Origin of the sequence: Nocardioides pini (assembly GCF_026712185.1) — a bacterium.
GTDB classification, from domain to species: domain Bacteria; phylum Actinomycetota; class Actinomycetes; order Propionibacteriales; family Nocardioidaceae; genus Nocardioides; species Nocardioides pini.
In genome coordinates this window covers 406032-418025 of sequence record NZ_JAPPUX010000001.1, presented here as the reverse complement: position 1 = coordinate 418025, position 11994 = coordinate 406032, and the positions used below count along the sequence as shown (strand labels likewise).

Below are 11994 nucleotides of genomic sequence, written 5' to 3'. Positions count from 1 at the left end.
AGCCTGTGGTAAACCCTTGACGATTTCTTGATGTTCGAACGGTTGTTCGACATCTCGCGTATCATGGGCCTCGTGGACTTCCAGACGTCCCTCTTCGCCGACGACACCGCGGATTCCGCGGTGCTCTCCCCCGAGCGTCGACAGCTGTCCCGCGGAGCGTGGGTCGACGTCCAGCGCAACTGGCTGTGCGACCCCGACACCGTGTTCTCCGCACTCGTCGAGGACGTCCCCTGGCGGGCCGAGCGCCGCGCGATGTACGACGCGGTGGTCGACGTGCCCCGGCTGGTGCACACCTACCTCGCCGGCGACCCGCTCCCCCACCCGGCGCTCACCCGGGCGCGCGACGCGCTGAGCGAGCACTACCTCCCCGAGCTGGGTGAGCCCTTCGTGACCGCCGGGTGCTGCTACTACCGCGACGGCCGCGACTCCGTGGCGTGGCACGGCGACACGATCGGTCGCGGTCGCACCGCCGACACCATGGTGGCCATCGTGAGCGTCGGCGACCCCCGCCGGCTGCTGCTGCGCCCGCGCGGCGGGGGTGCGTCGATCGCGCTGACCATGGGCCACGGCGACCTGGTCGTGATGGGCGGGTCGTGCCAGCGCACCTGGGAGCACGCCGTGCCGAAAGTCGCCCACGCCGGACCGCGCCTGTCGGTCCAGTTCCGCCCGCTCAACGTCTTCTGATCACGACCTCCGCAGCAGCCGCCGCAGCAGGACGAGCACCACCAGGGCGGCCAGCGCCTGCCTCCAGTACGACCTCGCGAGCACCGGGAGCACCGCGCTGCCGAGGTCCAGCGCCTCGGGCTCGCGCGGCGGCGGCTGGGGTGGCGGGGTCGCGGCACGCGGTGCGGCCGACGGGGGCGGAGAAGACGGGACCGACGGGGCGGGTGGGGGCGCGACCCCTTCCCCGGGGGCGTCGGCCGGCGACGAGTCCGTGGTCGCGGGCGGTTCGGTGGGCGCCGCCAGCCGCTGCTCGAGGCAGGTGACGAACTGCCCGAGCAGCTTGTCCGAGACGTCCTGCATCACCCCGCGCCCGAACTGCGCCGGTTTGCCGGTGATCGCGAGGTCGGTCTCCACCGACACGTCGGTCGACCCCCCGGCGTCGGCCATCGAGACCGTGACCTTCGCCCCCGCCGTGCCGTTGCCGCGCTTGTCCTTGCCCTTGGCGTCGACGACGAAGCGGTGGGCCTCGGCGTCCTTCTCCACGAACGTCCCGCTGCCGTTGTACTGCAGCGCGATCGGACCGAGCTTGACCTTCACCGACCCCGAGAAGGAGTCCTCGTCCGCCTCCGTCACCTGGGCGCCCGGGAAGCACTCGGCGACGGAGGCGATGTCGTTGAAGTGCGCCCAGGTCTCCTCGACGCCGATCGGGACGGTGAAGCGGTGGTTCAGCTCCACGCCTACGCCCCTGCCGCCTTGAGCACGGCCCGGCCGGTGAGCACCCGCGCGAGGTGCTGGCGGTAGTCGGCGGCGCCGTTGAGGTCCGAGGGCGGGTTGGTGCCCTCGGCGGCGAGCTGCGCCGCCTCCCGTACGCCGTCCTCCGTCGCGCTGGCGCCGGCGAGGGCCTGCTCGGTGGCGGTCGCCCGCAGCGGCGTGGACCCCATGTTCGTGAGCCCGACGCGGGCCTCGTCGATCGAGCCCTTCACCGTCGCGGCGATCGCGACGATGGGCCACTGGTGGGCCACGCGCACGAACTTCTCGTAGTGCGCTCCCCAGCCGGTGTGCTTGGGGATCCGCACCTCGACGAGGATCTCGTCGTCGCCGATGGCGGTCTCGAAGAGGTCGACGAAGAAGTCCGCCGCCTCGACGGTGCGGGTGCCGCCCGGACCGGCGATGACGAACTGCGCACCGAGCGCGAGGGCCGGGGCGCCGAGGTCACCGGCGGGGTCGGCGTGCGCGAGCGCGCCGCCGAAGGTGCCCCGGTGCCGGATCTGCGAGTCCGCGACCTCCGCGGCGGCCTTCGACAGCAGGAGCGCGTGCTCCTTGACGAGGCTGTCGTCGCGCACGTCGTGGTGGGTGGTCATGGCGCCGATCACGAGGGCGTCGCCGTCGTCGCGGATGCCCCGCAGGGAGGAGATGCCGCCGAGGTCGATGACGACCTCCGGGGCGTTGAGCCGCATCCGCAGGACCGGCAGCAGGCTCTGCCCGCCGGCCATGATCTTCGCGTCGTCACCGTGCTCGCCGAGCGCGGCCAGGGCCTCCTCGACCGACGTGGGGGCGAGGTAGTCGAACTGCACCGGGATCACTGGCCTGCTCCGTCCGTGGGGTCCTGGTTGAGGGCGTCCGCCTCGAAGTGGGGCATCGCGTCGGCCGGGGTCGGCGCATCGCCGTCATGGGCGTGGATCGCCCTCCACACGCGCTCCGGTGTGCAGGGCATCTGGATGTCGTTGACACCGAGGTGGCGTACGGCGTCGACGACCGCGTTGACCACCGCCGGGGTGGAGGCGATGGTGCCCGCCTCGCCCACGCCCTTCGCGCCGAGCGAGTTGGTGGTCGACGGACTGGTGGTGTGGTCGGTGTCGTAGCTGATCGTGTCCGCGGACGTCGGCAGCAGGTAGTCGACGAACGACCCGGAGACCAGCGTCCCGTTGTCGTCGTACACCGCCTCCTCCCACAGCGCCTGGGCGATGCCCTGGGTCACCCCGCCGTGCACCTGCCCGGCGACGATGAGCGGGTTCATGACGTTGCCGATGTCGTCGCAGCAGGTGTACTTCCGCATCTTCACCGCGCCCGTCTCGGTGTCGACCTCCATGGCGCACAGGTGCGTGCCGTGGGGATAGTTGAAGTCGACCGGGTCGTAGGTGGACTCTGCGTCGATGTAGGGCTCGATCCCCTCCGGGTAGTCGTGCGCGGCGAAGGTGGCCAGGGCGACCTCCTGGATCGTCATGCCCTGGTCGGTGCCGCGGACGCCGAACCTGCCGGCGGCGAACTCCAGGTCGTCGACGTTGGCCTCGAGCAGGTGGGCCGCGATCGGCTTCGCCTTCTCGATCACCTTCTCCGCGGCGCGCACCACGGCCTCGCCGCCCACGACCAGCGAGCGCGAGCCGTAGGTGTCCATGCCCTTGTGGGCGACCTGGGTGTCGCCGTGCAGCACCTCGACGTCCTCGAACGGGACGCCGAGCCGGTCGGCCACGATCTGGCTGAAGACCGTCTCGTGGCCCTGTCCGTGGGCGCTCGCGCCGGTGACGAGCTCGACCTTGCCGGTCGCGAGCATCCGCACGCTGGCGTGCTCCCAGCCGCCGGCGCCGTAGTCGAGGCTGCCGAGCACGCGGCTCGGGGCGAGGCCGCACATCTCGGTGAAGGTCGAGACCCCGATGCCGAGCTGCACCCGGTCGCCGGCCTCCCGACGCCGCTGCTGCTCGGCCCGGAGCGCGTCGTACCCGAGCATCTCCTTGGCCCGCGCTGTCGCGGCCTCGTAGTTGCCGGAGTCGTACGTCAGCCCGCACACGCTGGTGAAGGGGAACTCGTCGTGCCTGATCCAGTTCTTCTCCCGGATCTCGAGCGGGTCGACGCCGAGCTCTGCCGCGAGCTCGTCCATGGTGCGCTCGATCGCGAACGTCGCCTCCGGCCGGCCCGCGCCGCGGTAGGCGTCGGTCCAGGTCTTGTTCGTGAGGACGGTCTGGACGTTGAACTGGTACGCCTTGAACTTGTAGATCGCGTTGAACATGAACGCGCCCAGCACGGGTGTCCCGCCTCCGAGGAGCGCGTTGTACGACCCCAGGTCGGTGAGCAGCTCGACCTTGAGGCCGGTGACCGTGCCGTCAGCCTCCGCGGCGAGCGTGATCTTCTGCCACTGGTCGCGACCGTGGTGGCAGGCCAGGAACGACTCCGAGCGGGTCTCGGTGTACTTGATCGGCTTGCCGAGGCGCCGGGCCACCGCGAAGGTGATGAACTCCTCGGGCGTGGTCTGCAGCTTGCCGCCGAACCCGCCGCCGACGTCCGGGGCGATCACCCGGATCTTCGACTCCGAGACGCCGGTGGTCGCGGCGAGCGCGAACCGCAGCACGTGGGGGATCTGCGTCGCCGACCACATGGTGAGCTGCTCGCCGGTGGGGTCGACGACGGTCGAGCGGGGCTCCATGAAGGCCGGGATGAGCCGCTGCTGGCGGTACTCCCGCTCGATCACGATGCCGCCGTCACGGGCCTTGGCGATCGTCTCCTCGACGTCGCCACCGGTGCCCGCCTGGGCGGAGTCGAACTGCCAGGTGGCCGACCTGTTCGTGCCGAGGTCCGGGTGGGCGAGCACCGCGTCGGTCGCCGCCTCCTTGAGGTCGAGGGCCGCGGGAAGCACGTCGTACTCGACGTCGACCAGCTCGGCGGCGTCGCGCGCCTCGGCAGGTGTGCGGGCGACGACGACCGCGACGATCTCGCCGGCGAAGCTCACCCGGTCCGCGGGCATGGGCAGGTGCGTCGGTGAGACCTGCTCGGGCGAGATGGGCCACGCGTTGATGATGACGCCCTGGGTGTCGGCCAGGTCGGTCCCGGTCAGCACGGCGACGACGTTGCGCGAGGACTTCGCGGCCTCGACGTCGATCGAGGTGATCGTCGCGTGGGCGAACGGGCTGCGCACCATCGCGAGGTGGAGCATGCCGGGGAGGGTGATGTTGTCGGTCCACCGGGTGCGCCCGGTGATCAGCCGCTGGTCCTCCTTGCGGCGCCGGTCGCGGCCGATCTCCTTCTGGGCCTCGCCGGCGGCACGGTCCTGGGTGGCGGTCATGCGGTCGCCCCCTCGTTCTGGCCCGCGGCGTGGAGCACGCTCTTCACGATGTTGTGGTAGCCGGTGCAGCGGCAGAGGTTGCCCTCCATGCCGAGCCGCACCTCCTCCTCGCTCGGGTGCGGGTTCTCCGCGAGCAGGTCGACGGCCTGCATGATCATGCCGGGCGTGCAGAAGCCGCACTGGAGGCCGTGGCACTCCCGGAAGGCCTCCTGGACCGGGTGGAGCTCGCCCTCCGCCGCGTCGGCGAGGCCCTCGATCGTGGTGACGGTGCGGCCGTTGGCCTGCACCGCGAGCACGTTGCACGACTTCACGCTCGTGCCGTCGAGGTGGACGGTGCACGCTCCGCAGTTGGAGGTGTCGCACCCGATCACGGTTCCGGTCTTCCCGAGCTTCTCCCGCAGGTACTGCACGAGCAGCATGCGGGGCTCGACGTCGTCGGAGACCGCGGCCCCGTCGACGGTGAGTTCGATCTTGGTCATGCGGCGCCTCCGTGCGTGTGAGGTGGATCACTCGCGGCCGACGCTAGGCCCGCCCGGTTGGCAGCCGGTTGGTCGGTCCACACCGGTCACCACCCCACACGCACGGAGTCGTGCTCAGTAGCGCAGCACGACGCCCTTCGGCTTCTGCGACAGCACCTGCGCGCTGACGAAGAGGTCGCCGTCGGCCCACTCCACCGCGGCGGGCATCATCACCTCGGCGTAGGGCTTGGCGGTGGTGCGGCCGGCCTTGATGCGCGAGACCTGGCCGCCGAAGAGCTGGGCGACGTAGACGTCACCGTTGTCGGCGACCGCGACGCCCGTCGCACCGGCGAAGCCGCTGGCGACCTCGCGGACCTTGCCGGTCTTGGCCTTCACCTTGACCACGCGACCCTGGGCGCCGGTGCTGCCGTCCTCCGGCCCGCCGGGGAGCAGCGAGACGTAGAGCCAGCCGCCCTTGCCCACCTCGACATCGGTCGGGACCGGCTCGAAGTTGTAGGTCTTGCCCACGGTGCAGGGCGGGAGCTGGTTGGCCGCAGCCGCCTCGGCGGTGACGACCACGGGCACGGCGGGCAGGACCGCGACGGTCCTGACCTTGCCGTTGGGCTTGACCGACAGGATCGTGTTGCCGGCGGCGTCGGCGACGTACGTCGTGCCCTTGTGCACGGCCGAGCCGTAGGGGTGCGACTCGACGATGCCCGTGTAGGACGCGGGCACCTCCGGCGGCATCTGCGCCGCGCACGCGGCGTCGAGCCCGCCCACGAAGCCGTAGGACACGTCGGCGTCCGGGTTGCGGTCGGCCTCGAAGGCCGACAGGTCGGCCACCTTCTTCGGCTTGGAGCCCGGGTCCATCGACCAGAGCGCGGTCTTCGAGCCCTTGGTCGTGGCGAAGCGCACGGTCCCGCCGCCCTCGGAGACGGCACCGACCTCGGTGCCCTTCTTGGCCGCGAACACCACCTCGGGCGCCGCGCCGGGCGCGACCGCGGTCAGCAGCCCCGCGAAGTTCTGGGCGACGTAGGCGGTGCCGTCGCCGGCGACGACCATGCTGAGCGGCGAGACGAGCTTCTTCGCCACCGTCGTCGGGTCCGGTGCCGCTGCGGCACCGGCGGCGGGGCTGCCCATGAGGCTCCCCGTGAGCAGGACGACGGCTCCAGCCGCCATCGCCCGTCGTGTTGCGACCATGCTTTCTCCCTCGTACGTGGCCGCACCCCCGTGCGGCGCCTCGACGCAGGATCGTGCACCCCTACCGGAGCGGTCCACTACATTTTGTCGATCTACCCGAAATGGGAGGGTCACCGCAGGCTGGCGAGCTTGCCCTTCAGCAGCGGCACCACCGGGTGGTGCACCGGCAGCGCTGCTAGGCACGCCTCGACGACGGCGGTGTCGTATGGAGCGAGCTCGCTGTAGCGGAGGACCGCGTCGGGGTCGGGCTGCGCCAGCAGGGCCTCCCGCACGCTGACCGCGAGGTAGTCGCCCATCTGCACCAGGGCGGGCGAGTCCGTGCCGGGCAGCAGGTCGCCACCGTAGGCGCGGACGGCGGCGCGCACGTCACCGCGGCGCAGCAGTCGCTGCACCTCCTCGACGTCGGTGACCACCGGCATGGTGAGGCGGTAGGGCCGCGAGGAGAGCTGCCCGGACAGGGCCGCGCGCAGGTGCGAGACCTCGGCCTTCAAGGTCGAGGTGGTCACCGCGGCGTCCCCGTAGAGCAGGGCATGGAGGTGCTCCACCGAGAGGCCCGCGGGATGCAGGGCGAGCAGGGCGAGGATCTCGGTCTGTCGCCGGTTGAGGAGCAGCCGCTGTCCGTCGAGCCACACCTGGGCCGTGCCGAGGAGGGTCAGGGTGAGGCCGGGGTCGGAGGGGGCGGCGTCGCCCGTCGGCGTCGTACGACGGTCGGCGGGGAGGGCACCCTCGATGAGCCGTGCCATCACCCGCGCGGTGGCGAGGCCGATGGGGTGGGTGCGGTCCCACGTCGTCGACAGGTCGATCACGCCGAGCGGGCGGCCGGTCACCGGGTCGAAGACCGGGGCCGCCCAGCAGACCCAGTTGTGCACCACCTCGGCGTAGTGCTCGGCGCTGAACACCATCGACGGGGCGCCGGTGCGGCCGGCGATGGCCAGCGCGTTGGTGCCGACGCTCCGCTCGTCCCACCGGCCGCCGGGGACGAAGTTGACCGTCTCGGCCTTGCGGCGCATCACCCGCCCGCCGTAGGTCCAGAGGATGCGCGTCTGCTCGTCGGTCACCGCGACGACGAGGTCGCCGTCCTCGGCCGTGCGCCGCAGCTCGTCCTGCACCCGGGACACCGCGGTCTGCAGGGGGGATGCCTTCCAGAAGTCGGCCGTGTCGCCCTCGTCGTCGAGCGGCGCCTGGGTCACCCCGGTCGACACGACGCCCGACAGCTCCCAGCTGCGCAGGATCTCCGGCCGGACGGCGTCGGCGTCGCCCGCCTCGACGAAGCGCGTCCAGGCGCGGACGGCGTCCACGCGTCGGGCGTGCAGGTCCTCGCTGGTCATGGCGGCTCCCGGTCGGTCGCCGCCAACCTAGCCCGAGTGTGACCGGCACAACAGGGAATCCGTCCGGAGGTCGCTCGGAGGGATCCCGATGGTACAGCCGTCGCGTCAAGCGGTCGGCGGGAACCTCTCGAGAGGGCGGGTCAGCGCTTGCGCGTGAAGGTCGTGACGATGCCCGGGTGGTCGGTGACCAGGTGCCGGTAGGAGCGGAAGGAGTGGATGCGGAAGTCCGAGTCGCGCTCGGCCATCACGTAGTCGATCCCCGAGCCGCGGCGGTGGTCGTCGGCGGAGTAGTTGGTCTCCAGCCGGAGCGGCTTGGTGATCCGTCCCTTCACCAGGTGGTCGCCGGTGTCGCGGTTCGCCGTGACGTTGCAGTCGCACATCGCGACGAACTGGTGCGCGTCGGGCGTGTCCTCCTTGATCGCGCGGATCCTGGCGGCCATCCGCCACATGGCCTCCACGCCACGGCGGTTGGCGTAGTTGGGGCCGCCCGAGTGGCGGTTGTGGAGGTGGTTGGGCAGGTGGAAGCTCAGCGCCCTGATGGTGTGCCCGCTCGCCCGGTGGCGGAGCACCGCCGCCACGCCGTACTGGTCGTGGGCGATGCGTCCGGAGTAGCGGCGCCACGTCGTGCCCGTGAGGAGCGGTGCCCAGGTCTTCTCGAGCTCCCAGACGTCCTTGTCGAACGCGATGGGGTTGTCATCGGTGCCGGTGGGCCCCTTCGGCATGAGCAGCGTCCAGTCCTTCGGCAGGGCCGCGCGCAGGGCCGGCCGGCTGAAGAGCCGCTCCTGGAAGCCGATGACGGTGGCGCCGCCACCGATGATCGGACGGATGTCGTGGCGCATGCCCGCGACCCGCATGCCCTTCTTCAGGTTGAGCGTCGCGACGGCGAAGCGACCCGCAGGGGCGGACGAGCCGGCCTGGCGCTGGTCCTCACGCGCCTGGGCGGGCGAGCCTGCCCACGTGAGGCCCGTCAGCAGCAGGAGCGCTGCGGCGACGGCGACGAGGGGTCGAGCGAGGGGGCGGACGAGGACACGGGGCGACACGGCGAGCAAAAACATCCCGGAGACCATAGGACAGGGCCGCCGGAGGACCCAACTCGGGGACGTGGTAGGAGGCTCGGGGCGGGTCAGTCGTCGTGGTGGATCCGGCCCCGCGTGGTGGCCAGCCGCTCCCCCGAGCCGCCCCACTGGTGGGCCACGATCTCCGCGGCGATCGACACGGCGGTCTCCTCCGGCGTACGGGCGCCGAGGTCGAGGCCGATGGGCGACGACAGCCGCGAGATCTCGGCGTCACCCAGGCCCGCCTCGACGAGCCTGGCCATGCGCTCGTCGTGGGTGCGCCGCGAGCCCATGGCGCCGATGTAGCCGGGTCGGACCTCCTCGTCGAGGCGCAGCGCGACCTCGAGCAGCGGCACGTCGAACTTCGGGTCGTGCGTCAGCACGGCCAGGACCGTCCGCCGGTCGATGCGTCCCGCGTCGAGCTCGGCCTGCAGGTAGCGGTGCGGCCAGTCGACGACCACCTCGTCGGCCCCCGGGAACCGCGAGGTCGTCGCGAAGACGGGTCGGGCGTCGCACACGGTGACGTTGTAGCCCAGGAAGGAGCCGACCTTGGCGACGGCGGCCGCGAAGTCGATGGCCCCGAAGACCAGCATCCGGGGCTTGGGGGCGAAGCCCCAGACGAAGACCCGCATGCCCTCGCCGCGCCGCTCGCCGTCGGGGCCGTAGGTCAGCGTCGCGTTGGTGCCCGCCGCGAGCAGGCCCAGGGCGTCGTCGTGGACCGCGGCGTCGGCACGCGGGGAGCCGAGGCTCCCGTCCGCGGGCTGGTGCGGCCGCACCACCAGGCGGCGCCCCACCCACGAGGCGTCCGGGTGCTCGATCACCGTCGCCAGGGCGACCGGCCGGCCTGCCTCGATGTCGGCGGCCACCTCCCCCAGCTGCGGGAACGTCTCGCGGGAGACCCGCTCGACGAAGACGTCGAGGATGCCGCCGCAGGTGAGCCCGACGGCGAAGGCGTCGTCGTCGGAGACCCCGTAGCGCTCCAGCACCGGCTCGCCCGAGGCGACGACCGACTGCGCGAGGTCGTAGACCGCGCCCTCGACGCAGCCGCCCGACACCGAGCCCACGGCCGAGTCGTCGGGCCCGACCAGCATCGACGCTCCCGCGGGGCGGGGTGCGGAGCGGAAGGTCGCGACGACGGTGCCGACGCCGATCGTCTCGCCGGCCTCCCACCACTGCATGAGCTCGGGCAGCACGTCACGCACGGGCGATCACCTCCGTCAGGTCGGCGAAGGTCGCCAGGGAGTGGCCGGCGAGGAAGTCGTCGCAGTGCGGCAGCGCCGCCAGCACCCCGCCCTGGAGCGGCTCGTAGCCGGCCTTCCCGCGGTGCGGGTTCACCCACACGACGCGGTGCGCGACGCGCTGGAGCCGTTCCATCTGGTCGCCGAGGAGACCGGCGTCCCCCCGCTCCCAGCCGTCGCTCAGCACGACGACCACCGCCCCGCGCGCCATCCCGCGCTGGCCCCAGCGGTCGAGGAACACCCGCAGCGTCTCGCCGAGCCGGGTGCCGCCGGACCAGTCCGGCACCACCTCGCCGGCGGCGACGATCGCGCGGTCGGCGTCCGGCGTCTGCAGGGCACGGGTGACGTGGGTGAGCCGGGTGCCGATGGTGAAGGTCTCGACGGTGCCGCCCGACGCCCGGGCCGAGCGGGTCAGGCGGTGGGCCAGGCGCAACAGCGCATCGGCGTACGACGTCATGGAGCCGCTGACGTCGACGAGCAGCACCACCCGGCGCGGCCGGGTGCCGCGCCGCCGCCAGGCGATCTCGCCGGGCTCGCCGAGGTGGCGCAGGGAGTTGCGCAGGGTGCGCGAGGCGTCGAGGTCGCCGCGGTGCCAGCGGCGGTGCCGGGCCGTACGACGCACCGGCGGGTGCAGCGAGAGACGCGCGAACATCCCCGCGAGGCGCCGCTTCTCCGCCGCGTCGAGCGTGGCGACGTCGCGGTGCTGGAGGACCTCCGCCTCCGACGCAAGCGCGCGGACCACGTCCTCCTCCTCGGTCTCGCCGGCTCCCCCGCCCCCCTCGACCTCGGGCAGCAGGTGCGCGGTCGCCGGGCGCGAGGCGTCGCGCTGCTGGGCGCGGGGCAGCCCGTCGCGCGGGTCGAACCACGCCGCGAAGACCTGGTCGAAGCGGGCGAGGTCGTCGGGCGACCCGCAGAGCGTGGCGCGGCCGGCCCAGTAGGTCGCCTGCCGGTCGTCGGCGCCGACGGTCGCCACCGCCGCCAGGAAGCCGTGGGCCCGGTCCTGGGTGACCGGCACGCCGGCCGACCGGAGCGCGCGGGTGAAGCCGAGGAGCACCTCGTCGGCGTCGTGGAGGGTGGTGGTCATCTCGCCAGCATCCGGTCGAGCGCGGCCCGCACGCGGTCGGCGTCCTCGCGGTACTTGAGCAGGGCACCCAGGGTCGTGGCCGCGGACGCGAGGTCGAGGTCGGTGGTGCCGAGGTAGGTGAGGGCGCGTGCCCAGTCGAGCGTCTCGGCCACGCCGGGCGGCTTCAGCAGGTCGTCGCGCTGCCGCAGCTGCTGCACGACCTCGACGACCTGGCGTGCCAGCGCCTCGCTCACCTCGGGCGCGCGTGAGCGCACGATCTCCACCTCGCGTGCGAGTCCCGGGTGGTCGATCCAGTGGTAGAGGCACCGGCGCTTGAGCGCGTCGTGCAGCTCGCGGGTGCGGTTGGAGGTCAGCACCACGAGCGGGGGCTCCGGGGCGGTGACCGTGCCGAACTCGGGGATGGTCACCTGCCAGGTCGACAGGACCTCCAGCAGGAACGCCTCGAACTCGTCGTCGGCGCGGTCGACCTCGTCGACCAGCAGCACGGCCGGCGCCTGGCGCAGGGCGGCGAGGACCGGGCGGGCGAGCAGGAAGCGCTCGTCGTAGAGGCTCTTCTCGGCCTCGTCCGGGTCGACCTCGCCGCCCGCCTCGAGCGCCCGCAGGTGCAGGATCTGGCGCGGGAAGTCCCAGTCGTAGAGGGCCTGGCTGGCGTCGATCCCCTCGTAGCACTGCAGCCGGACGAGCGGCAGCTCCAGGCTCTGCGCGAGCGCCTCCGCGAGGGCCGTCTTGCCGGTGCCGGGCTCGCCCTCGAGCAGCAGCGGGCGCTGCATGCGCGCGGCGAGGAAGACGACGGTGGCGAGCTCGTCGTCGGAGAGGTAGCCGGTCGCGCCCAGCCGGGCCGCGACGTCGGCGGCGGAGTCGATCCCGTGCACCATGTGGTCAGGCTACGACCCACCACGTTGGCGAGGAGTTGG

Annotated in this window: 11 protein-coding genes; 1 reads left to right on the top strand and 10 read right to left on the bottom strand. The window is 72.5% G+C overall.

The annotated features are described in order from the left end of the window. Positions 1-30: 30 nt before the first annotated feature. The gene (locus NYO98_RS02030) at positions 31-684 is read left to right on the top strand and encodes an alpha-ketoglutarate-dependent dioxygenase AlkB (RefSeq protein WP_268109858.1); all 654 of its coding nucleotides are present in this window, start codon (positions 31-33) and stop codon (positions 682-684) included. On the opposite strand, the gene NYO98_RS02025 is transcribed toward NYO98_RS02030, so the two are convergent. From NYO98_RS02025 to NYO98_RS01980, 10 genes are all read right to left on the bottom strand, one after another. Then, positions 685-1398 (bottom strand): SRPBCC family protein, encoded by a 714-nt coding sequence (locus tag NYO98_RS02025; RefSeq protein WP_268109857.1) that lies wholly within the window; start codon positions 1396-1398, stop codon positions 685-687. A gap of 2 nt (positions 1399-1400) precedes the next feature. Next, entirely contained in the window at positions 1401-2246 is an 846-nt protein-coding gene (locus NYO98_RS02020; RefSeq protein ID WP_268109856.1) for an FAD binding domain-containing protein, read from the bottom strand. After that, positions 2243-4717 (bottom strand): xanthine dehydrogenase family protein molybdopterin-binding subunit, encoded by a 2475-nt coding sequence (locus NYO98_RS02015; protein WP_268109855.1) that lies wholly within the window; start codon positions 4715-4717, stop codon positions 2243-2245. The genes NYO98_RS02020 and NYO98_RS02015 overlap by 4 nt, the downstream gene beginning before the upstream one ends. Beyond that, positions 4714-5196 carry a (2Fe-2S)-binding protein gene (locus tag NYO98_RS02010; RefSeq protein WP_268109854.1) on the bottom strand — a complete coding sequence of 161 codons (483 nt, stop codon included), beginning with the start codon at positions 5194-5196 and terminating at the stop codon, positions 4714-4716. The genes NYO98_RS02015 and NYO98_RS02010 overlap by 4 nt, the downstream gene beginning before the upstream one ends. Before the next feature lie 114 nt (positions 5197-5310). Then, positions 5311-6375: a ScyD/ScyE family protein gene (locus NYO98_RS02005; protein ID WP_268109853.1), complete on the bottom strand. Its 1065-nt coding sequence runs from the start codon at positions 6373-6375 to the stop codon at positions 5311-5313. Positions 6376-6485: 110 nt separating this feature from the next. Then, the gene (locus NYO98_RS02000) at positions 6486-7703 is read right to left on the bottom strand and encodes a sigma-54-dependent transcriptional regulator family protein (RefSeq protein WP_268109852.1); all 1218 of its coding nucleotides are present in this window, start codon (positions 7701-7703) and stop codon (positions 6486-6488) included. Positions 7704-7843: 140 nt separating this feature from the next. Beyond that, a complete protein-coding gene (locus tag NYO98_RS01995) occupies positions 7844-8758 on the bottom strand; it encodes an exonuclease/endonuclease/phosphatase family protein (RefSeq protein ID WP_268109851.1) in 915 nt (304 codons plus the stop codon). Between the two features lie 68 nt (positions 8759-8826). After that, the gene (locus NYO98_RS01990) at positions 8827-9960 is read right to left on the bottom strand and encodes an XdhC family protein (protein WP_268109850.1); all 1134 of its coding nucleotides are present in this window, start codon (positions 9958-9960) and stop codon (positions 8827-8829) included. Beyond that, a complete protein-coding gene (locus NYO98_RS01985) occupies positions 9953-11080 on the bottom strand; it encodes a vWA domain-containing protein (protein ID WP_268109849.1) in 1128 nt (375 codons plus the stop codon). The genes NYO98_RS01990 and NYO98_RS01985 overlap by 8 nt, the downstream gene beginning before the upstream one ends. Next, positions 11077-11955, bottom strand: a complete 879-nt coding sequence (locus tag NYO98_RS01980; protein WP_268109848.1) for an AAA family ATPase — start codon at positions 11953-11955, stop codon at positions 11077-11079. Before NYO98_RS01980 ends, NYO98_RS01985 begins: the two co-directional genes overlap by 4 nt. Positions 11956-11994 lie beyond the last annotated feature (39 nt).

Excerpts from the sequence above, each read along its gene's own strand:
- NYO98_RS02000 (WP_268109852.1), bottom strand. The coding sequence starts at position 7,703 with ATGACCAGCGAGGACCTGCACGCCCGACGCGTGGACGCCGTCCGCGCC.
- NYO98_RS02015 (WP_268109855.1), bottom strand. The coding sequence starts at position 4,717 with ATGACCGCCACCCAGGACCGTGCCGCCGGCGAGGCCCAGAAGGAGATC.
- NYO98_RS02030 (WP_268109858.1), top strand. The coding sequence starts at position 31 with ATGTTCGAACGGTTGTTCGACATCTCGCGTATCATGGGCCTCGTGGAC.
- NYO98_RS01985 (WP_268109849.1), bottom strand. The coding sequence starts at position 11,080 with ATGACCACCACCCTCCACGACGCCGACGAGGTGCTCCTCGGCTTCACC.
- NYO98_RS02010 (WP_268109854.1), bottom strand. The coding sequence starts at position 5,196 with ATGACCAAGATCGAACTCACCGTCGACGGGGCCGCGGTCTCCGACGAC.
- NYO98_RS01995 (WP_268109851.1), bottom strand. The coding sequence starts at position 8,758 with ATGTTTTTGCTCGCCGTGTCGCCCCGTGTCCTCGTCCGCCCCCTCGCT.
- NYO98_RS02005 (WP_268109853.1), bottom strand. The coding sequence starts at position 6,375 with ATGGTCGCAACACGACGGGCGATGGCGGCTGGAGCCGTCGTCCTGCTC.
- NYO98_RS01980 (WP_268109848.1), bottom strand. The coding sequence starts at position 11,955 with ATGGTGCACGGGATCGACTCCGCCGCCGACGTCGCGGCCCGGCTGGGC.